This is a genomic window from Novipirellula methanifontis (genome assembly GCF_052161655.1).
Taxonomy (GTDB): domain Bacteria; phylum Planctomycetota; class Planctomycetia; order Pirellulales; family Pirellulaceae; genus Novipirellula.
Genome location: NZ_CP197418.1, coordinates 1575186 through 1597336, shown reverse-complemented (window position 1 = coordinate 1597336; position 22151 = coordinate 1575186). Strand labels below are relative to the sequence as shown.

General features: G+C 55.3%; 17 protein-coding genes. 6 read left to right on the top strand and 11 right to left on the bottom strand.

The features are described from left to right. Positions 1-157 precede the first annotated feature (157 nt). Together SH528x_RS05590 and SH528x_RS05585 are read left to right on the top strand one after the other, a co-directional pair. Positions 158-2794, top strand: coding sequence for a PSD1 and planctomycete cytochrome C domain-containing protein (locus SH528x_RS05590; RefSeq protein ID WP_442509539.1), 2637 nt, complete (start codon positions 158-160; stop codon positions 2792-2794). Between the two features lie 188 nt (positions 2795-2982). After that, positions 2983-4386, top strand: a complete 1404-nt coding sequence (locus tag SH528x_RS05585; protein WP_442509538.1) for a DUF1501 domain-containing protein — start codon at positions 2983-2985, stop codon at positions 4384-4386. Positions 4387-4532: 146 nt separating this feature from the next. Here the strand turns inward: SH528x_RS05585 and SH528x_RS05580 are convergent, their stop codons facing one another. Genes SH528x_RS05580 through cobA form a run of 5 tightly spaced genes read right to left on the bottom strand, consistent with a single transcriptional unit; the run spans position 4533 to position 8828 of the window. Then, positions 4533-5144, bottom strand: coding sequence for a hypothetical protein (locus tag SH528x_RS05580; RefSeq protein WP_442509537.1), 612 nt, complete (start codon positions 5142-5144; stop codon positions 4533-4535). A 49-nt stretch (positions 5145-5193) separates the two neighbouring features. Continuing rightward, entirely contained in the window at positions 5194-6399 is a 1206-nt protein-coding gene (locus SH528x_RS05575) for a molybdopterin molybdotransferase MoeA (protein WP_442509536.1), read from the bottom strand. Beyond that, on the bottom strand, positions 6389-6982 hold the full coding sequence (locus SH528x_RS05570) for a molybdenum cofactor guanylyltransferase (protein ID WP_442509535.1): 594 nt from the start codon (positions 6980-6982) through the stop codon (positions 6389-6391). Before SH528x_RS05570 ends, SH528x_RS05575 begins: the two co-directional genes overlap by 11 nt. Positions 6983-6986: 4 nt before the next feature. Then, entirely contained in the window at positions 6987-7310 is a 324-nt protein-coding gene (locus SH528x_RS05565; protein WP_442509534.1) for a carboxymuconolactone decarboxylase family protein, read from the bottom strand. 18 nt (positions 7311-7328) lie between these two features. Continuing rightward, positions 7329-8828: a uroporphyrinogen-III C-methyltransferase gene (gene cobA / locus SH528x_RS05560; protein WP_442509533.1), complete on the bottom strand. Its 1500-nt coding sequence runs from the start codon at positions 8826-8828 to the stop codon at positions 7329-7331. Between the two features lie 120 nt (positions 8829-8948). Here cobA and rpsT point away from each other — a divergent pair, with 120 nt between their 5' ends. Next, positions 8949-9221: a 30S ribosomal protein S20 gene (gene rpsT, locus SH528x_RS05555; RefSeq protein ID WP_442509532.1), complete on the top strand. Its 273-nt coding sequence runs from the start codon at positions 8949-8951 to the stop codon at positions 9219-9221. 289 nt (positions 9222-9510) lie between these two features. On the opposite strand, the gene SH528x_RS05550 is transcribed toward rpsT, so the two are convergent. Continuing rightward, positions 9511-10773 carry an LL-diaminopimelate aminotransferase gene (locus SH528x_RS05550; RefSeq protein WP_442509531.1) on the bottom strand — a complete coding sequence of 421 codons (1263 nt, stop codon included), beginning with the start codon at positions 10771-10773 and terminating at the stop codon, positions 9511-9513. Between the two features lie 105 nt (positions 10774-10878). After that, on the bottom strand, positions 10879-11514 hold the full coding sequence (locus tag SH528x_RS05545; protein WP_442509530.1) for a hypothetical protein: 636 nt from the start codon (positions 11512-11514) through the stop codon (positions 10879-10881). A gap of 114 nt (positions 11515-11628) precedes the next feature. Between SH528x_RS05545 and SH528x_RS05540 the strand changes: the two genes are divergently transcribed. Continuing rightward, on the top strand, positions 11629-12372 hold the full coding sequence (locus SH528x_RS05540; RefSeq protein ID WP_442509529.1) for a sensor histidine kinase: 744 nt from the start codon (positions 11629-11631) through the stop codon (positions 12370-12372). A gap of 30 nt (positions 12373-12402) precedes the next feature. Here SH528x_RS05540 and SH528x_RS05535 read toward each other — a convergent pair whose 3' ends face one another. Next, positions 12403-13419, bottom strand: coding sequence for a hypothetical protein (locus SH528x_RS05535; protein ID WP_442509528.1), 1017 nt, complete (start codon positions 13417-13419; stop codon positions 12403-12405). Between the two features lie 319 nt (positions 13420-13738). Here SH528x_RS05535 and SH528x_RS05530 point away from each other — a divergent pair, with 319 nt between their 5' ends. Further along, complete coding sequence (locus SH528x_RS05530; RefSeq protein WP_442509527.1) at positions 13739-15028, top strand: hypothetical protein; 1290 nt, start codon at positions 13739-13741, stop codon at positions 15026-15028. A 174-nt stretch (positions 15029-15202) separates the two neighbouring features. Here the strand turns inward: SH528x_RS05530 and SH528x_RS05525 are convergent, their stop codons facing one another. The 3 genes from SH528x_RS05525 to SH528x_RS05515 form a co-directional block, all read right to left on the bottom strand. Continuing rightward, positions 15203-16114, bottom strand: a complete 912-nt coding sequence (locus SH528x_RS05525; protein ID WP_442512083.1) for a ThuA domain-containing protein — start codon at positions 16112-16114, stop codon at positions 15203-15205. Positions 16115-16298: 184 nt separating this feature from the next. Further along, positions 16299-16817, bottom strand: coding sequence for a Spy/CpxP family protein refolding chaperone (locus tag SH528x_RS05520; protein WP_442509526.1), 519 nt, complete (start codon positions 16815-16817; stop codon positions 16299-16301). A gap of 117 nt (positions 16818-16934) precedes the next feature. After that, on the bottom strand, positions 16935-18122 hold the full coding sequence (locus SH528x_RS05515; RefSeq protein WP_442509525.1) for a prepilin peptidase: 1188 nt from the start codon (positions 18120-18122) through the stop codon (positions 16935-16937). A 464-nt stretch (positions 18123-18586) separates the two neighbouring features. Here SH528x_RS05515 and SH528x_RS05510 point away from each other — a divergent pair, with 464 nt between their 5' ends. Continuing rightward, positions 18587-22102, top strand: coding sequence for a mechanosensitive ion channel domain-containing protein (locus SH528x_RS05510; protein ID WP_442509524.1), 3516 nt, complete (start codon positions 18587-18589; stop codon positions 22100-22102). The last annotated feature ends 49 nt before the right edge of the window (positions 22103-22151 follow it).

Sequence of the window (22151 nt, the reverse complement as noted above, 5' to 3'; positions counted from 1 at the left end):
TTTTTGTTTGCATTCTGGCCCCTATTCTCAGAAAATTTCGGATAGCCGACGGTCTGTTCGATTTTCACCGGGGTTTGATTGATCAGGCACTAGGGCAAAGTGTCACAGTGACACCGAGCGTCTCGCTCCACTTCTCCAAAATCATGGCAATCTAACGATGCGTAGAACCGCCACTTACTCGCTATTTGTTTGCGTCGCGATCTGGTTTCCTCAAGCCAACGGATCGGCTCAAGAAGCATTGTCGCAAGAAAAGATCGACTTCTTTGAAGCAAAGATCCGGCCGGTACTCGTCAAAGAATGTTACGGATGCCATTCGAACCAGACCGGCAACGCCAAAGGCGGTTTGCGGCTGGACACTCAAGAGTTGACAGCCATCGGCGGCAATAGCGGTCCAGCCGTCGTTCCGGGTGACCTGGACGAGAGCCTGCTGTACAACGCCATCATGCATCAAGATTTCCAGATGCCACCGAAACGCAAGTTGTCACAAAACGTGATCAATGACTTTCGTACCTGGATCGAAATGGGAGCGCCCGACCCTCGCATCACAGCCCCCTCGGTACTGAAAACCCAAATTACCAAGGACGATATCCAACAGGCCAAGACCAAGTTTTGGGCCTACAAGAAACCGACCAAAGCGGCGCCCCCTGCGGTTCAAAATCGCGATTGGTCTCGCAGCGACCTCGATCCCTTTGTGCTTGCTAAACTCGAAGCATCGTCGATGACACCCGCCGTGGATGCCGAGCCGCACCAAATCTTGCGCCGGCTCTGCTTTGACCTGATCGGGTTGCCGCCAAGTCTTGCTCAGATCGAGTATTTCGAAAAGTACTACGACACCGATCCTGACAAGGCGATCGCCCACGTCGTCGACCAACTGCTCGAAAAACCGCAATTTGGCGAGCGTTGGGGACGCCATTGGTTAGACCTCGTTCGCTACGCGGAATCCAATGGTCGCGAAATCAACACAACCTTCCCGCATGCGTGGCGGTATCGCGACTACGTAATCGATTCGTTCAACGAAGACAAACCTTACGATCGATTTTTGCAAGAACAAATTGCCGGCGATTTGCTGCCGGTCGATTCCGATTCGCAGTGGGCCGAGAACCTCGTGGCAACGGGCTTCCTGGCAATTGGTCCCAAAAGTCTTGCCGAGCAGAACCGAACTCAATTCACCGCCGACCTCGTCGACGAACAAATCGATACCACGACGCGTGCGATCCTGGGAATGTCGGTGGCCTGTGCTCGCTGTCACGACCACAAATTTGATCCGATTCCGCAAACCGACTACTACGCCATGGCCGGGATCTTCAACAACACGACGGCGTATTTCGGGACTCCCGCGTCAAAATACGGAAACATTAACGGTGTGCAAAATCGCAACTCGAGCAACTTGCTGCGATTGCCGATCGACGACCCGAACGATTTCGACCGACGTATCCCGGTGGATGAACTTGCCGACCTGAATCGCGAACTCGAGGAAACGCTGCAACAACTGGTTGAATATCGCCGCAATCGTCGCCAAAACGACGGAAACGCTGCGAACGCCATCCAGAACTTTATCCGAATGCAAACGCGAGCCGAGACGTTGTCGTCCATCATCGGTGGCGTGGATGAACAGGGCAATCCGATCACCTATTGCATGGGCGTCCAAGAAACCGACGACCCACGCGACGTTCGCGTGTTGGTTCGCGGCGAGGTCGCTCAGCCCGCGCAGATGGTCCCTCGTGGTTTCCCCAGCGTGCTTCGTGACGACGAATCGCCGAAGATCTCGCCGCGATCGAGCGGACGGCTTGAACTGGCTCAGTGGATTTCAAGCCGCAACAACCCGCTCACCGCTCGCGTGATGGTGAATCGAATTTGGCAGCACCTGATCGGCCAAGGGATTGTTCGCTCGACCGAAAACTTTGGCACTACCGGGCAAGCCCCAACGCACCCTGAACTGCTCGACGCGATGGCAGTCAAGTTCGTCGATTCGGGATGGTCGATCAAATCGATGGTCCGTGAAATCGCCACCTCACGTGCCTATCGCATGAGCACGGAATTCGACCAAGCCAGCTTTGAGAAAGACCCCGACAACGAGTTGCTGTGGCGTGCGACACCGCGGCGACTTGATGCCGAAGCGATTCGGGACGCGATTCTATTCGCATCCGGCAATCTCCAGCTCGATCGCCCACGGGCATCCGAGGTGGCCAAGGTCGGCTACATGCGAGTCCGTGATGGCAATCTGTTCAACCCGGCTCAGTTCATGAGCAGCAGCGAAATGGGAATGGACATGATGAATGGAGGGCCAATGAATCGAGAACGCATGCTGCGATCACGACCTCAATTACAGCAAATGATTTTTCGTCAAGCACTCGCAAACCGCAGCAGCGGAGGTGATCGACTCGACATGAACGATGCGACGTTCCGCAGTGCCTACCTGCCGATCGTCCGAGGCGAAGAACCTCGCGTGCTAGAGGTTTTTGATTTTGCCGAACCGACCATGATTGTCGGGCAACGCGAAACGTCCAGCACTCCAAATCAATCGCTATTTATGATGAACAATCCGTTTGTGATGCAACAATCCGACGCGTTGGCTGAACGAGTGTTGTCGACGAGTCGGAATCCTGACGAACAAATTCGGTATTTGTTCCGATCGTTGTACAGTCGCGATCCCGATGCTTCCGAAATCTCCACGATCCGTGCGTTTGCTGACGACTTCCCGGTGGCGGGACGCGGACAATCGCGTGCCACCAAAACCGTGTCGGCAATTTGCCAATCGCTGATCGCATCAGCCGAGTTCCGCTATCTGGATTAGTGGCAAATCACTTACTGACGTAGTGCGAGTGATTTTCGGATCGCTCGGCAGATACGACAAAAGCCTTGACGAGCCGTGGGCCGAAGGCACCGGGTAATGCGTGGAACCCGGCCGCTCACGCGTCACGGCTCACTATCGACCTGAAATCCGTTTTTTCTTCACAATTCAACCGTTCACAGGGCAATCCGATGACCCATCTCTTTTCGCGGCGTTCCGCACTGCAAAGTGTTTCGGCTGGATTTGGTTACTTGGCCTTCGCGGGTCTGTCGAGCATGGCGAATGCGAAAACGCCAACGTCCAGCGAAAACCCACTGTCACCAAAACCGCCTCATTTTCCTGCAAAGGCAAAACGAGTCATCTTTCTGTGCATGACCGGAGCCCCCTCGCACGTCGATACGTTTGACTACAAACCGCAATTGAATGCCGACCATGGCAAAAACGGTCGCTATGGTGGCAAGCTACTGGGTTCACAGTGGGATTTTAAACAGCGAGGCGACAGCGGGCTCTGGATTTCGGATCTGTTCCCCAGCGTTGCCCAGCATGCGGATGACCTTTGCTTGATTCGCTCGATGCACTGCGACCAACCCGTGCACCCGGCGGCGCAGACTCAGATGCATACGGGAACGGCCCAGTTTGTTCGTCCCTCGATCGGAGCTTGGACGCTGTACGGGCTGGGAACCGAGAACGACAGCATGCCTGGGTTTATTTCACTCAGTGCCGCTGCGGGGCAATCGAGCAGTTACGGCAGTGCGTTTTTGCCCGCGATCTATGGCGGCACTCCGATCAACGCCGGCACACGCGGCGGTGGTGGTGGCGGAATGGCGCGAGGCCGTTTCGGCGGCGGTGGATCGGCGGTTCCCGATATCGAAAACTCGCGTTACACCAGCACGCAACAGCGTAAACAACTCGATTTAATCCAGTCGCTCAATCACCAAAAACTTCGCCGCGACGAACACCAACCGGGCGTCGAAGGCATTATCGAATCGTACGAATTGGCGTTTCGAATGCAGGACACGATGCCCGAACTGATGGACGTCTCGGGTGAATCCGATGCGACGCTCAAAATGTACGGCGCCGATGGGGGCGATACCGAGCGTTTTGGCCGCCAATGTCTACTCGCGCGTCGGTTCGTCGAATCAGGGGTGCGGTTTGTTGAGATCAACCACGGCGGTTGGGACCATCACACCAATCTTTCCACCGACCTGCCGAACCGTTGTAACGAAATCGACAAACCGATCGCAGGTTTGCTCAAGGATCTGAAACAACGCGACATGCTCAAAGACACGTTGGTGATTTGGGGTGGCGAGTTTGGACGCACGCCTGCGGCTCAAAATGGCGATGGACGCGATCACAACAACAAGGGCTATACGACTTGGATGGCGGGTGGCGGCGTCAAAGCAGGCTTCAGCTACGGCGAGACGGACGAACACGGCTACGCAGCAGTCCAAGACAAGTGCCATATCCATGATTGGCACGCCACAATCCTGCATTTGCTAGGGCTGAATCACGAGCAATTGACCTATCGTTATGCCGGCCGCGATTTCCGCCTGACCGATGTGCACGGCAACGTCGCAAGCGACATCATCGCCTAGTGCAGGATGACGTTTCCCGTAGCGGAACTCGTCAAGAGTTTCGTGGGCACTGGGGTAGCGAAACTCGCCAAGAGTTTCGACCTGTTCGGCGATTCACGAAAGTCTTGACGACTTCCGCTACATTTAATTTCCGGTGCAAAAATGCACTATGAATTTTCGTGTGACGCAGAGGACGCGGTCGTTCTGCGGGCAAATAATCGCTTGCGAAATTCGCTGTAACTGGCGTCTTTGAAATCACTCGTCTTGGCGATAAAGACAAACAGAAAGGGTTCCGGACACAACAGCACCCCTTTTCGAGTCCGATACACTTTCACGTTCGCGTTACGCCATGCGTAAATTCCTAGCGGAGATGTCAGGACTACTTGGTCGGGGTCCAAGCGAATCGTGCACTGGTAGTCTTGCACCAATCCATGAGTTAGCAACTGCTCGCGAATCTTCATCTTGGCACTGTGCACCATGGCAAGATACAGGCAAGTCGAGATGACCATCGCCCCAATCAGTGCGGCAACAAAGCTAAACGGATTCGGAAATCGCCACAGGATCAACGCGATCGCAAACATGCTGCATGCGATCATCGCGAGCGAACCAAAGAACAATCGAAACGACTGTTGACGCAGCAGAAACTGCGACTCGGCAAACCGCAATTGCGATTGATTCGAGGAAAAATGCACATCGCCGTCGGCGGCGGCGTGAGCGGCGGCAGCGACCACGTCTGATGGCGCCGCGACCGGTTGATACGGATTCACACTGTCGCTCATCGCTGAATCTCATTCCAAGCGAGATCAAATTTCGTGGGCGGTGATTTTCTTACCATGGGTAATACGCCCAAGGCCCTTCACCCGCTTCGCCTGCGGGAACTTCGACAAAACCGGAACTCTGTCCCAGTGACACCAGATCTCCTGAGCCTTGGCTGAGGACGGGTTCAGCAACGCCAGCGGCAACCATTTTTACGATCCGCATCCAATACAGTGGCAGCGTTTTCGAACCCGCCGATTGAAGCCGCACGTGCGTCGATGGTGGACACCACTCCGATTGCCCACTCTGTTTGGCCAATAACGGCAGCGCAAACCGGCGACATCCCACCACCGCACTCACCGGATTGCCAGGCAATCCGAGAATCAATTTTCCGTCTGTGGTAGCGGCACCGAGAATCGGTTTGCCAGGGCGAATCGGCAGCCCGTGAAAAACAACGTCCCCGCCCACATCCCGAACCACGTCTGGCACGTAGTCATAATCGCCCATCGACACGCCGCCGGTCATCAGGATCGCATCGGACTGAGACAGTGCAGCGGCCAAAGTTTGCTGCAGCGTTTCGCGATCATCACGAGCGTGCAGAACCGCTTGAATCGAAATCCATGGGTTCGGTTCGATTAGCGATGTGAGTGCCACTTGGTTGCTGTTGCGAAGCTGCCATGGCTGAGGAGTTTCGTCGGCAAACACACCGACTTCATCACCGGTGGTAATCACGGTAACGCGAACCGGCGAATACACGCTTGCTTGATAACAACCGAAATTGACCATCGTCGCGCGATGAGCGGCGTTAACCAAAACGCCCGCGGGCAGCACCGTGTTACCCGATTTTGCATTCTCACCGGCGCGGCGAATATTCTCGCCTGCCTGGGTCGACAACGCCACGTCGCGGAAACGAATCGCGTTTTCGAGTTCTTCGGTGTCTTCGCGTTTGACCACCGCGTCGGCTTCGGCTGGAACGATGGCTCCGGTGAAGATACGGACGATTGAGCCATCGGACATCGCCGGCGGAGGCGAACCGGGGACACTTTCGCCGTGGACGGGGATTGTTTCACCGGGACGCAGATCGGCCAACCGGATCGCGTAACCATCCATTGCGGAAACATCCGCGGCGGGGCTGTCGCGATCGGCCGTCACCGAATGCGCCAACACGCGGCCCAAACATGCCTGAGGCTCGGCATCCACCCCAACGACACTTAATCGATCGGCAATCGCGGCAATCGCCTCATCAGGCGAGTTAAATGCAAATTTCTTAGCGGACATCCGTCAAATCTTCAGGAGTATTAACATTGTGACAACAACTCGCGGGCAACGTTACGCGATGATGATCTTGTGAACCAAGCCAACGAAACAAACTACGACTCTCGGATTCTGCCAACCGCTTCAACGGATCAGCGAAACGAACGGGATAAACCCCGACAAGCGGCTGCACCCGATCAGACTCGGCCACCGTGATCTCGTCCTGCTTTTGCCATTGATCCACTAGGCCACTCAAATGTGTCGCCGTCAACAGCGGCATATCAACCGGCGTGACCAAGCATGCAGCGAAACCATGCAGATCGGCGTGTTTTAACGCCGCCGCGATTCCGGTTGCCGGACCACGATGGGCCACCGGATCGTCAATCGTTTCTACCGAATGATCGATCGAAGTGTGTCCGCTAACAATGACGGCGTCACATAAATTGCACAGTCGATCGATCGCATGCTGCAAAAAGGAAGTGCCATCGGCGTGGACAAGCGACGCCTTGTCGTAGCCCATACGCAGCGATTGCCCGCCACATAGCACCACACCAAGTAGCCGCTGAGGTGATCGCTGTGGCAATCGTTCGGGATCGGAGGAATTCAAGGAACTAGCCCACTGAACCGCTGTGCTTTTCCAGCACATCTTCGACCCAAGTCCGAGCCCGCATCATCGTCGGGAAACCGATCGTGGGCGCCGAGACCAGTGCGACGTGACGCAGTTCATCGGGCGTACACCCCGCTTCGAGCGCCTTGCGGGTATGAGAATGGGCGGCACCTTCGAGTCCCGCGCCAAGCGAAATAGCCAGCTTGACGAGCGCCACATCACGCGGTGACAACGGACCTGCGTTCCTCGCCTCCTCGCCAAATGATTCATACGCCTGCATGTACTCGGGATAACTTTTATGCATCTGTTTGTACGGCTTTGGAATCATCGTCTCGCCTTCCCTCGTTTAAGATAAATTGAATTTCAACAGCGACTGGACAAGCGACTCCATCGTATACGGATCCGCCTCGCACGTGACTGTGCATCCGAGATCGCGTACCGTTTGCGATGTGATCGGACTGAGACTTGCGATCTTCGCTTGTTTCATCGATTCGCCCAACATGCGATGCACGCTTTCCGCCGTGGCGCTACTGGTCAACGTGATCCAATCGATCCGTCCTTGTTGTGCCGCTTGCAAAATTTTGGCATCGGGAGTTGTCACATCGGTGTGCGAATAGGCTACCACCTGCGTGACATCGGCACCGGCCTGTGTGAGCGATTCTTCGAGAATGTCGCGACCACGACTGGCCCGAACCAAGGTGATGCGTTTGCCCGCCACACGACCGCTCAATTCATCAACCAATGACTCGGCACGAAAGTCGGTGGGAATCAGATCGGCGTGCAGATGAAAATCGGCAAGCGCGGCGGCAGTTTGTTTTCCCACACACGCTAATTGGAGGCCCGCAAAAATCCGCATGTCGTGTCCCAATTCGAGCACACGATCCAAAAAGTACTGGACGCCATTGCGACTGCAAAAAATCACAAAGTCTTGATCGGCAAGCGACCCGATCGCAGCATCCACCTCCGCCCAATCTTGGGGCGGCCCAATTTGGATCGCCGGTTGGACCAGCACGGTCGCGCCGAGGTCACGCAGCGGGGTGGCGAGTTCTTCGGCTTGATCGATGGGCCGCGTGACCAGGACGGTTTGCCCGAACAGCGGGCGTTGCTCGAGCCAATTTCGCGTTTCGGTCAATTCCGCTACCGGACCAATGATCACGATCACGGGGGGGCGAATCTTGTTGGCCGGACTCAATCGGTCCGCAACCTCGTCCAAACGACAGCGAAACGTCTGCTGGTCATGGTGGCTACAGCGGCGGACGATCGCCACCGGCGTGTCGGGGGATTTGCCGTTTTCGATCAGCGATCGCGTCCAAACCTCCGCCGTCGTGACCCCCATATAGATGACCAGGGTGCCAGGGAAATGGGCCAGTGCCTGCCAATCGAGAGCCGATTCGGTCTTCCCCGGCTCCTCGTGTCCAGTAACCAATGCGACCGCCGAGGCAAGTTTTCGGTGGGTAATTGGGATTCCGGCATACGATCCGGCAGCCAAAGCGGCCGTGATTCCGGGAACAATTTCATAGGAAATCCCGGCCTCGGACAACGCCTCGACCTCTTCGGCCGTACGGGCAAAAACGGCCGGATCCCCCCCTTTGAGCCGAGCGACAATGCGACCGTTTCGAGCATGCTTGAGCATCTCGTCAATAATCTCGTCCTGACGCCAAATCCTTTGCTGGCCATGCTTTCCGACGCAAATGTGTTCTGCCGAAGGGGCATGCGATAGTAATTCCACATTGCTGAGCCCGTCATACAATACGACATCACTGCGAGAGAGGAGTTCGGCCCCCCGCAGCGTCAAAAGCCCTGGATCGCCTGGGCCGGCACCGATCAAATACACCATGCTGTTCATAGCTTGATTTTCACCTGAAAAGTTGACTATGGACAGATGGCAGACAGCTTGGCATACTACCGAGCCTTCAATTCCCTAGTTTCCGATGATGGACGCCCACGAGAGCGCGATAAACCGAAGATGCCAAATACCCAAAGTTCAAAAAAACGACTTCGCCAGAACGTAAAACAACGTTTGCTCAACCGTTCTTTTAAGAGCAACATGCGTTCAACGATTCGCATCGTCCGCGAAGCGGCTGCTGCTGGCGATGGCGAAAAGGCACAAGCGGCTTTCCGATTGGCAGTCAAAAAGCTAGATCGAGCTGCCAGCAAGAACGTGATTCACCGCAACGCAGCGGCACGTACCAAGAGCCGTCTGAGCAAGCTTGTCAAAGCTGCCGGCGCCAAAGCCTAAAGCAGTCTGCTTGGTTTGATCTGATTGCCCATCGTGAGCCGACGGCGCTAGCCGCGGGCCTTGCAGCACCCTACGGCTACTGCGTGGATCGAGGCTAACGCCTACCACTCAAGGCCGTTGGTATCCGCCTGCGCCGCAAGTGTCACCCCAAACAGCCAGCTTGACTTCAAACGTCACAATGAAAAAAAGCCACCCACATTGAATGTTGGTGGCTTTTTTCGTTATTTCATCGCTCCGATGCCGCAGATCATGACGATTCTGCGGCTTCGGTATCCATTATTTTGGAAAACTACTTCCAGACCAAACCGGCGTCGCCGAGGCGTTTTTTGGTCTCTTGCATCAATGCATCTTCTTCGGCTTCGCTCCCGGCGACATACGTCACGCTGAACCGCAAGAAGGATCCGGCATCGTCCCAAGGCACCGTGACGATTCCGAATTGCTCGATCAAATGGCGAGTCGCATCCTCGGCCTTGGAAAACGTTTCACCCGACTTTGTTCCGCTAGGCGATTTGGTGTAGAGGAAATAGGTGCCGCCCGGCATCTCGCACTCGAAACCACACTCATTCAGCGTCGCGACGAGCTTTTCGAGCCGACGACGGTACTTGGCGTTGATTCGCTGAGGAATCGAATCGTCGTCCAGTGCGGCAGCAGCGGCTTTCTGAGTCGCCATGAATTGACCACTGTCGCTGTTGTCTTTGACATCGGCAAAGGCGGAAACGATGCGTGGGTGGCCACACACGAATCCCATTCGCCAACCAATCATGTCGTAGCCCTTGCTCATCGAGTGAACTTCGACACCGACATCCATCGCGCCGGGGGTTTGCAGAAAACTCAGGGGTTTTCCATCAAACGTCAACATGACGTGCGCGGCGTCTTGAACGACCACGAACTCTTTTTCCTTCGCCAGCGCGACGACCTTCTCATAAAACTCTGCAGTCGTGGTGCGTCCGGTGGGCGAGTTGGGGTAGTTCAGCACCAACAACTTGGTTCGCCGATAAACGTCATCAGGCACAGCATCAAAATCGGGCAAGAAGCCGTTCTCGGCCAGCAGCGGCAACTTGAAAACTTCGCCGCCGTAGTAGCGAGTATGAGTCCCCGCGACCGGGTAGCCGGGCACCGTCATCAACGTGACGTCGCCGGGATTGATGAAGCACGCAGGCAACATCGCGTACGCAGGCTTGCTGCCGATACAATGGTTGATCTGCGTCACCGGGTCGAGCGTGACATCAAATTGCCGTTTCATGAACCGAGCCGCCGCTTCCTTGTATTCGGCGATGCCGTTGTCGGAATAGCCACGGTTTTCGGGCTTGTTGACTTCGTCGTTCATCACCTTGCGAATCGACTCATCGGCCATCGAGTCGTTTTCACCGATGCCGAAGTCCAACAATTTTCGCTCGGGATGATCCGCCAGTGCTTTGCGTTTTGCTCGTTTGATCTTCTCGAACTTATAGATCTCGGTGTCTTTGCCGTAATTCGCGCCGCCGATGCGGTCTGCAAAGAGAGCTTGGAAGTAAGGGTCCGCAGAGTTTTTTTCAGTGGAAACGGTCGACATACTTATCTGTTTCAGAGAAAACGAGTGAGAAACGAAGGGGAGCGGCTTTGCGAGCGGTCGCAGCATTCAGCGTCCGCCCTTCGCAGCAACCCCGAACGACGCCCTTTAGGGTAATTTTCCCGAGCCAGAATCGACAGGGGGCAATGAAAACGGTGACGCCGCCACATCGCCATTTTCATGCATCACTCGCCAATCCAAATCCTCACGACATTGCCGGACCGTACGAAACAACAATAACGGCACCGTCACAGCGGCAAACGCCGCGGGAACCAGCGAGAATCCGAGCACTTGGAACGCCCCCGATAGCAAGCCCGGAATCGCCAAACAGGAGAAACCGCTCATCGCCCCGGTCACGCTGCCAAACACGCGAATGCTGGTGGGGGTCCAGGCAACGCGGGGTTCTCGCATTGACAGCAGCCATCCCGACAGCGTCACCACCGGAATTGCCGCAAGCAACGCCAAGAGGGCGCCGATCAAAAAGTACAGCAGGGCACCGAAAAACATCGACCCCAGCATCGCAAACGATGACATCCCCGGTGATGAAAACAAACTCGTCAGCATCACGAACCCGATCAGGCACCATCCGAACAAGCCGCCCGAAACCCCAATCATCAGTGCAACATCGAAGCAAACCTTCAGCGACGAAAATGGTTTCCGCTGCGCAATTTCGTCCTCAAAGTCCGTGAACACTTCATCAACGATTGTTGCGGCATAGGGATTTAGGCTGGGCGGGGTCGTCATCTTTATCCAGCGTCATCGTTTTTGGCATGGGTTCGCGTTAGACTATTTATCTTAACCGAGATTGAACTCGACCGACCACACTCGCGAAATCCAAAACTCGAAGCGATGCACTTCATGTCGTCCCAAGAATACACGACAGCCCAAGAACACGCCGCCCAAATCGATTCGATTCGGACTCAGTACGAAGAGCTGGCTGAATTGGCGGGCTCGCTAGCGCACGAGATCAAAAATCCACTGTCGGTGATCCACATGAACATCGACTTGTTGAGCGAGGATTTGTCCGAAATCGACTCCCCGATCAGTCGCCGCTCGGTGGACCGCGTCGACATTGTTCGCCAGCAATGCGAGCGAATGGAAGGCTTGCTCCGCGACTTTCTTCGCTATGCCCGGCTCCGTGACATCGACCTCGTCCCGGGCAGTTTGAACGAGCAGATCGAAACCGTGCTACGTGCCTACCAGGCGCAAGCGGATGCGGGAGAGATCGACATCGAAAAGTACTTGGATCCTGATCTGCCCGCGATCATGTTGCACAGCGACTCGTTGCAAGCAGCACTGATGAACCTTGTCAAAAATGCATTGGAAGCGATGGAGGAGGGCGGCCAGATTTGGGCACGAACCTATCCGACTCGCACCGGCGTCGCGCTCGATTTAATCGACACCGGCAGCGGCGTGGACGACAACACCGTGCTGCACATGTTTGAACCGTTCTACAGCACCAAAGAAGGCGGCTCAGGATTGGGACTGCCGACTGCACGCAAGATCATCGAAGCCCACGGCGGCCGCATCAGCGTGCAAAGCGAAATCGGCCGCGGCACCAAATTTGTCCTCGAATTCCCCACGCCAAAACGCTTGGGTTGATCAAGCATCGCGACTTGGGGGGAACTCTTCTCACCAAAACTTCCACCATGGCTTCGAATTGATCGCGGGCAGTTTTAGTCGATCCGTCCAACGAGCGACTTCCGCGTCAGTCAATTCGCTGATTACGGCCACGCTAGGAGGCAACGCTTGTAAGAACGGACCAAAGAATCCGGCTCCCCATCCGCGAGAGGAGAGCAGCATCGGCCACAGAAGCACAATTTGCTCTCCTTCGATTTCCGGTATCGAATCAAGGGTGGCTTCGCCCCAAATCGATCCACCGAAATCCGCAGTGGGACACGTTCCGATCCCGTAATGCCACCATGCATCGTCATGCACGTCGTCTTGCCGTTCGCCCATGGCAACAGCCTTCAGAAGTGGAGAGACTCGTTTTGTATCGGGCGCCTTCACATCGGCCATTGCAGATTGAAGCAACGTGAACAGATGAAAACAGTTCGACAGATTTTGATAGGACACTCGATAGCCGCGACGCCGCTCGACATGAATCACCACAAGCTCTCCACTGCGTTTGCGTAAAAGTTCCAGCACCCACATCGGCCCTGCGGAAAGGTGTTCGATGCGTTCTAGTTCTTCGATGACCGAGGGTGAATCCGATAGTTGTTGATGGAGTGCCGGCGATCGGGAAACGTGCGCTACCAATCCTTGGCCGAGCATCTCGAGTCCGCAATTAATTTCAGGATCAATCTCCTCGTCCTCGATTGCTTCATCAGAATCTTGGTCCGGCGGTGTCTCCACCGTTCTGGACCACTTCAACATCGTTTCAAGAATGTCGCGGCCCGCCGATTCAGGTTCCGCTCCGTTCTCCGCAGCCGCACCAAACCAAACCGCCAGGAAACCTGCGCCCGTACAACTGCGAATGTCGATCAACCGCTGAGCAATCGCGTGCCGAGCAGCAGTGAGATCCGGATGTCCAGCGAACGCATTCATGGCTTCCCTGAGATCCTGGCTCAGTTCAGAACCGAACTGAGCGTTAGCAGCCGCAACGACTCGATCAATGAGTACATCGGACGGCGAAGGTGAAGCGTTCATTTGAGTTGCCTCGGGGAACAAAAACCAGACCAAGCGTGCCCCTATACTGACGGAACAAGAGACGTTTCGCGAGGGCTGGGCGTTGTTATGCGTATGCGGGTCCTGAAAAAATCCGGTCTCTGCCAGCGGTGTCGTCCACGCTCTGACCCTCGCGATGCCTAGCCCATAATGCCTGGCCCCATCTCGTCCTTCCAAGCGACTAAAATGCATGAGTTGGGGCAGCAGTTCTATCGCTCGGCTCACTACGTGTGATCGCGAAAAGCAGTCCTGTCAGAATGCATCAGGTTAAAGCGTTTGTTTCAAAAGGGAATTTTGGGTCATGGCTAAAACGAAGACGGCATCCCCTAAACGCTCTAAGCCACCGCGTAAAAAGTGGCCTGCCAGCGGTTCGCTCAAACTTTGGCTCGAGTGCTATCTCGATTCCTGCGAGCAGCTATCGAAGCCATCACGATCAGCGGCCAACGCGTCAGTCCGCCTTCGACAGTTAGCGGAATGCGGGCTCGAAGCCAATGCGCTCAAACGGGTGGAGCGACTTATTGCGTTGCTCGCTCCTACCGATGTCGATTCTTACGTCAGGCTCGCGTTGGTCGGGGCCGAAATTTGCTTGGAGATCCCCAATCTGAAACGGGCGGAAAAGTATTTGGCAGCGATCGATGCTCAATTACCACAAGCTCCCCGCAGTAAACAGCAATTTCTGACCCATTTTGTCGAGTCCTTTCGCATCCTCAATGGACTCGCAAAGGCAGAAGACAGCTCCGACGCGGAAAGTCAAATCGGGAAGTACCGTCACCAATACCGACAGGCGTTGCTCGACGAGGACCATCGCCGTGCGCTAGCCGCCATCCGTCGTATGACAAAACGGATCCCCGACGTCGACAACTTCCTCATCGAACCCACTTTGATTCTGAGTGCAATCAAGGCGTATCGTCGACTTAACGAGGATGCCGAAGTCACCAAATATGTAAACTGGATTGAACGCAATGGGCACACTCACCTGCTGGACACGGGCAGCCTATCGGCAATGGGTTTGTCAGAATTGGCAAACAAGCGAGCCGAAAAGGTTATTGCTCAGCGGTTGAAAGAACTCAAAACGAACGACGATCCTAACATACATTTTCCAGTCGACGAGATTTGCGATCAATTGTGGTTCTTGATGCAGGCTGGTGAATCGGAGACGGCAGTGAAATGGTTGCATCGCGCGCTGCGTGAGCTTCCAAACTGGCCAGGGCTGTGCGGTGGCTTCTCCGCTTCCGGTGCTTTGACTTTATTTGCCGAAGTACTTGCTGAACTTGACGGTCCTGACGCCGCCCGGCAATTGCTCGAGCATGCAGTCGACGCGGCGACGGTGGAGCGTCATCGCGGGTTCCGCCAGGGATCGCTCAGGGCCGCAAATCAACTGATTGAAACCCCAGGCACTGCCGCCGCCATCGCTAAGGCGTCTACGATCCGAAACGCAAAGAAGCGACGTGAAGCACTTATCGAACTGTATGCAAAACGCGGGGATTGGTCACAAGTCGCTAAGCAACTAAATGAAGCCCCCAACGTTGAAGATGTTCACCAATTGATTCATGCGGTGTTGTTCAAACTACCAGGTGGCGCGAGATTGTAGCTGAGCCACGCGTTGGGGCGGAAGACAAACAGACGGAGATTTTCCGACGTTTCTCGGCGAACGTCATAACTGGTTCCCAAGGCTCCTGCCTGGGAACCCAATGAATTGCAGGCTCCCGCCTGCCGAGCGCGAACAGGCGAGGCGGGAGCCCAACGCCTTTTTTAACGCATCTTTTTAACGTCGGTTCTTTTTGTCCAAGTTAGCGTCCAGGTCCGCTTTCGTGACCGTTGACTCGACGCCGCCATCAGGCACGTCGTGCTTGGCGACCCATAGCAAGCCATTGAGTACGACTTTACGGAAATCGTCATTGCCCCAATTGTCGTGAAAATGGCCTCCGGTGAATCCGAGTCCACGTCCGCCATCTTCGCGATCCACCACCCACATCATCGCTTCGGCGCGGCCCTGGTTTGCTTGGATATGGGCATACGGACCTTTGGGATGAACGTAGGGGCCATTGCGAACTTCGTCCGAGGGCACGGCGACCAAGATCGGCTGGAACTTTAGACCTTCGACCTGCTTCGCTTCATTGCCGGCCATGTCGCCAACAAATCGCATGTTGAAATACCATTCGTCCTTGATTTGGAACGGCTTCACCCCGCGAGTGATGGGATGATCCGGCAACGTGACAAACATCGGTTCCCAAAACGGGTTGCACGAGAACATGTTTTCGTAGTGCCCGCCGATCCAATCTTTGAATTCCTCGCCCGCTTGATCTGCGATCACTTCGACGCCGTAGTGCATGAAGCCAACGCCCACTCCGTTTTGGACCCATTTGTCGATCGTCTTCAAACGACGGCCCTCTTCTTGGACCACCTCATGTTTGCCGCCGCCGTCCATGTAGAAGACCACAGCGTCGGCATTGTCAAAGATCGATTCGTCGTCCGGCCAACCGTTGAGCACCACTTTGGTTTCCAGATCTTCTACCGATGCCAAAGTCTTAGCCAGCAATTGCACACCCGCGTTAAACTCGTGCATCCGTGGCGGGTGCGACGGCTTGCCCGCGACCAGGACGAGCTTGGTGGTTTCGGCTGAAGCGATGCCAGTCAAAAGAGCGAGAGCGAGGATCGCTGTGCTATATCTAAACATTCTCACGTGTGGATTACCTTTGTGGGGTGTGGGTAGAGCAGCCAGTCGGTACACAGGTGCCGCCCTGCGTCAGCACTGGAACGACTATCATAACAAAAAAGCCTCGATCCAATCATGAATCGAAGCTTTGTAATATCAACCGTTTAAGCTGAATCTCTGAGGGGGGGAGAGGCCGAGGTTAGGCCTATTCTGCGTCTTTCTTTTTCTTGCCCTTACCCTTGCCTTTTTCTTTTCCCTCTTCTTTTCCAGCACCTTTCACTCGGGCAGGAAGGTTTTCTTTCTGTTCCGGAGTCAACAGAGCGACAGCATCCTGCATGAATTTATGGCGAAGCTCGGTAACCTTTTTCATCGCGTTGACTTGAGCTTCCGAAAGCCCCGCCTTGGCGTCGACTTCCGCTGCCAGCTCTTTACCTTTTTTGCCTGATTCACGAGCTGCCTTCATCGCTTCGGCTCGCTTCTTCACCAATTCTTGGGTGATGCCCGCTTCCTCGCGAATTGCTTCGCTCTTTTCATTCATCGCCTTGCCCAAGACTTTGATCTTGGCGGTTTGCTCTTCCGTCAAATCAACCGCTTCGAACGGTTTCAGCAACTGTGCGACACCCGCATTTTTTCCGCCTGCCCGCTCGCCTTTCTTTTTCGGTTTGGCATCATCTGCGGATACCGTTACGACCAAAGCCAAAGTCAAAACTAAAACACTCAACATGCGTCTTCTCATGACTGCGAACTCGCCTAAAAGTGGGGATATGAAACCAGAACAATCGCCGATTTCGGATTCGCAAATTTTAGTTACCCGCTACAGGCAACGTCTATGGCTTACACATCAATTTTCCAAAACATATGGACCCGCCTGGTCGTCGTCGTGGTCCTCGGCTTCGTCTAACGGCAATACTTCGCGGGGCGATGCTTGCCTTTCCCGAAGCCACGTCGGAACGAACAAGACCAATGCCGCCGCTGCCGCCAGCAACACCCAAGGCGAGCTGCCATCGCTGGGCCACACCGCTGCCGCGTGCAGCGGTCTCCAGAACATGATCGCCAAGCACAGCGTGATCGGCACGGCGATGGCAAATCGCCCGAGCATGTCGGTCGATTTCGGCAGCACGCGGCCCAGACCGAGTGCGATCCATGATGCGACCACCAAGACGCCGGCCAACGATTGCCACCCCAACACGATTGCTGGCACAGCAATGATCGTAATTAAATCGACCAAACGAATCGTCGATTTCCCTAGTGGATCGAGTTTCGGGTCGGCACCGACACACAGACCGCGAGCCAAGCAACGGCCTAAAAATGTGGCGGCCACCAGCGCCGTGATCACTCGCATCACGGCGTCGACATAGAGCCCGTCGCCTTGCCAACCCTGGGGCACTGCCATCTGCCACGGCACCACCATCACGGTCGGAAACGCCAACATCCCGCCGATCAGCAGCACGGCGGCCGTCGCAACCAACCGTCTTGGAAGCGAATTTCCGTCCATACGAATCAGCCCCATCGCCCAGCTGAGTGCAATTGCGACGACGTGATACAGCAGGATTCCCAATACCGCTCGATCCACCATCGGGATCCACAACGGGCCGCCATGCCAGTGCTGGTTTTGGTAAGGCAAGCTCAACCGATAGACTTCGGCGATCCCCACCAACGTGATGCTGAGGCCAACCGACGCCTCGACGATCGGGTAGCGAGGCGAGATCGGAAGCCGACATGTGCGGCATCGCCCACGCAGCGCCAGCCAGCCAAACACGGGGAAATTGTCGCGAGCCTTTAGACGAGTATTACATCGTGGGCAATACGATCGTCCGTTAACGCTTTGTTGTCGCGGCATTCGCCATGCGACGACGTTCAGGAAACTGCCGATCGAGGATCCAATCCAAAACAACCAAGCGGCGATCGTGACGTCCATCAACCGAGTGATGTAGAGATCTGCTGGGGTGTAATGCGACGTCCCTCGCGTTTGCCACCATGACACTCCGAAAACATACGCCGCAGCCATGATTGCGAGTAGCGTGGCCAATACGAGAGCCCAAGGAATCGATCGTCGCCTACGTCCCACGTCGGGAACCTCAAATTGTCACGGGAAGAAGAAACGAGGGAAAATGAAAACCGTATACTCATCGGTTGTGCATGAATGTAGCCGAAGTTGTCCCAGCTTGAACCGCGAACTCATCGATCCCAGGCTAACTTCGCGAAGCATTGTCAAAGACGTCAAAATGCAAAAAGCTCGGCAAGTTCGCTGTGGAACGTAATTGACCGCAGCATACTACGCTGCGTAAGCTTGAGTGGCTATCGCTGCTTTGGGAGGCAATCTTACCATCCGGCATGCGGTTTTCGACCAAAATGGAGTCTCGTTTGCGTCGTTTGTGTTTTCCCTTGGCCGTGTCGGATGGCAGCATCCGATCTTTTCGAACCGGCTTTATTGTTCTTCTGTTTTTTTGTTCGGGCCACCTGTTTTCAGGTCACTTGGTCAGGGCACAGACTGTGCCACCGCTACAGCTGAACGCGCCCGGGGATTCCAGCACGTCACCGTTTGTGGATCCGCAATCCGCCAGCTCGAAACCGGAGAGTGATCCCGCATCCCCGGCGGAGGTCACACCCGCAGCGGATCAGGTCGATGGAGTATCGTCCCCCGATTCCAATAGCCCTGCAAAGCCAAACGGGACGGCCAAGGCCAACGGGATTCCCGAACCGGCCGGGCCGAGCAAAAGCGATTTGGAAACGCGGATTCAATTGATCGCCGCGTCGGTCGACTTGGATGACGCGCTCAAAGCTCAGATCACCGAACTGCTGAAAAAAGCTATCACGCGGATCGACGAGGCGAAGGTTTCGAGCCAGCGAATCGAGCTGTTAACCAAACAAACGACCACCGTCGCCGACGATATCAAGAACGCGCAAGCTCGACTCGAGAAATTGGCGACGCGTCAAGTGAGTGACTCAGCTAACTTGGACGAGGTGTCGCTGAGCCAATTGCAGATTCGGCATCGGCAAGCATTTGCCGATCTTGCTGAGATGGACCAACAGTTAAAAGGGCTGAACGAGCAAGTCGATTTTTGGGGCAAACGGGTCGCGGAACTGCCCACCCTGATTGTGTCGTCAGGGTCGGCGTTGGCCGAGTCCGAGAAACAACTTGCTGAGATTGCTGACGACGACACGGATCCGCTTCAAGCGGCACGTCGCAGTTCGCTGCAGACGAAAATACTGCAACTGAAAAACGACTTGGATCTGTTCGACACCGAAACTCGCGTGGCCGAAGATGCTCAGCGACTGCTTGCACTGCAGCGTGACGCGACAGCACGCGAACAGATGTTGAAGCAAAAACAGGTCGAAAGTTTGCAGGCAGCATTGGCAAAAGCCGAGCAAGCCGAGGCGATGAAGGAGGCCAACCAAGCCGTCGAGGCAGTGCAAGCCGCCGACCAAGAAATCAAGGACGCTGCCGAGATCAACCTTGGTTTGGCAAATCGCAAAACATCGCTGCTGGAAGAGCTCGAAAAAAACCGAAAGTCCATCGTTGTCACGCGTGACGAATATATTGCGCGCGACGCTCAGTTCACCGAAACACGCGATCAAGCCGAAGCGGCTCAGTTTTCCGAAGAAATCGGGTTACTGCTGCGGAATGAGAAAAATGAGTTACCGAGCACCTCGGCGTATCGCCAGGAATCTCGTAAGCGACGCGCCGCTATCAGCGACTTGACCGTCGAAATTCTGAAGTGGGAAAACGAGCGTCGAAAACTGTTGGATCTCGATGACGCCGTGGACCGCTATATCGAAAGTCACGCTGAATTGATCCCTGCGGACGATCGCGAGCACGTCGAAGACCAACTTCGCCGCGTCTTTAATGATCGCTTAACGTTGTATCGCGAGCTGACCGAAATCGCTCGTAAACGCCTGAACCGATTGAGTAATCTCGAAGTCGAGCAGCGGCGATTGGCGGACTTAATCGACGAGCATGCTGCGTTTGTTTCGGAGCATGTGTTGTGGGTGCCTAGCACCACACCGGTTTGGTACCGCTCGGGGTTCTCGTGGCGCGAGCCCTTGGCTGACGCGTTTAGTCTGCAGCCATGGAAGGACGGCTTGACGGTTTTAGCTAACGATATCCGCGAAAAACCGCTCGCCACCGTTCCCATTTGGATTTTGATTGGTTGGCTGCTGTTTTCGCGAGGACGAATCAAGGGCGAGATTAGCCGGCTGGGACATGAGGCGTCGCGTCCCAACGCCACTCTGTTTGCTCCGACCACGCATGCGGTGTTGATGACCATCTTGATTGCCAGCCCCGCGGCGTTATTCACGTTGTGGATCGCATGGCGATTGGAAAGTGCGACGCTGATCGGCGAACCACTGCATCTGTTTGGCAAGGCGCTTTATAGCGGCAGTATCTTGATGTACGTCATCGATTTCGTCCGTCACGTTTTCCGTACCGACGGGATTGCCCAAGACCACTTTATTTGGGACCTCACCGCGACTCACGTGATTCGTCGCGGGTTGGTTTGGAGTGCGCGGATCATCGTCCCTTGCTCGGTGATCGTGATGTATACCGAACTTCGTGGCGATGAGCTGATGACGGCGTCGATCGGGCGACTCGCCTTTGCGATCGCGATGATCACAGGGGCAATCATTCTGTGGGTATGGCTGGGGCCACGTAGTACGATCATGGCGCAGATTCGCGCCACGTCCGACACGGCAACCGCCAGAGTCGGATGTGCTCTTACCCCGCTATTGGTGTTAATTCCGCTAGTTTTGTTAGCCGGTTCGCTGGCTGGATATCACTATGCCGCTGTGCAATTGTCGTGGCGTGTGGTCGTCTCGGTTGGAATTGTCTCCTTTTTGATCTTCGTTCGTGCACTGTTGATGCGTTGGTTGCTGATCACGTATCGCCGCGTTGCCATCGCACGTGCTCGAGAACGCCGTGAAGCCTTGGCTCAAGTCAAAGAGTCGACACCGGAAATGCCAGCCGATGCGGTGGGTATGATCGAGAGCGCCGGGCATGTTCAATTGTCGGACCTCAATCGCCAAGCCCAACGTTTTGTCAAATTGGTGCCGATTCTGCTCGGCGCCATTGGGTTGTATTTAACCTGGAGCGAGTTTATTCCGGCACTCGGCGTGGTGCATCGCTATCCACTGTGGTTAAACGTGCACTTGTCGGCCGAGTCCGATTCGGGGCCAGTGTGGGTCACGCTGGGAGACTTGATCATGGCGATTCTCTCGGTCGTGTTGACCGTGATCGCTTGCCGTAACGTCCCGGGATTGATGGATATCACGCTGCTGCAGCGGTTGCCGCTTGACGCCGGTGCCCGCTATGCCGCTAGCGCGATGTCACGCTATTTGATGATTTTGGTAGGAGCCTTGGCGGCGTTCCATTTCATGGGCGTCAGCTGGTCGAGCGTGCAGTGGCTGGTCGCCGCGATGACCGTCGGACTTGGCTTTGGATTACAAGAAATCTTTGCGAACTTTGTTTCTGGCATCATCTTGTTGTTCGAGCGTCCGGCGCGAGTCGGCGACACGGTGACGATCGGTGATGTAACTGGCACGGTCACGCGAATCCGAATTCGGGCAACGACCATCCTGGATTGGAATAACAAAGAATTGGTGGTTCCCAACAAAGAATTTGTAACAGGCAATCTCGTGAACTGGACGCTCAGCAATGCAAGTTTACGGCTGATAACTTCCGTTGGCGTTGCTTACGGAAGCGACACACGCCTGACGACCAAGCTGCTTTATGAGGTTGCCGAAAAGAACACCTCCGTGCTGGAAGATCCGCCGCCGATGGTGATTTTCAATGAGTTTGGGGACAGCACACTTAATTTTGAACTCAGAGTGTTTGTAGGAGGCGTGTCGAGTTATCGCCGCCTAAAACACGAACTGCATATCGCGATTGATGACGCGTTTCGCGAGCACAAAATCGAGATCGCCTTCCCACAGCGAGATCTGCATGTGCGTTCGGTCGACGGTCTGAGCGCGGCGATGTTAGGCGGCAAACCCGCTGCGGAACTGCCAAGCTAAACTTGCCTCGCATCAACAATAGAAAGGCGTGCCGATCGGAATCGGTCCG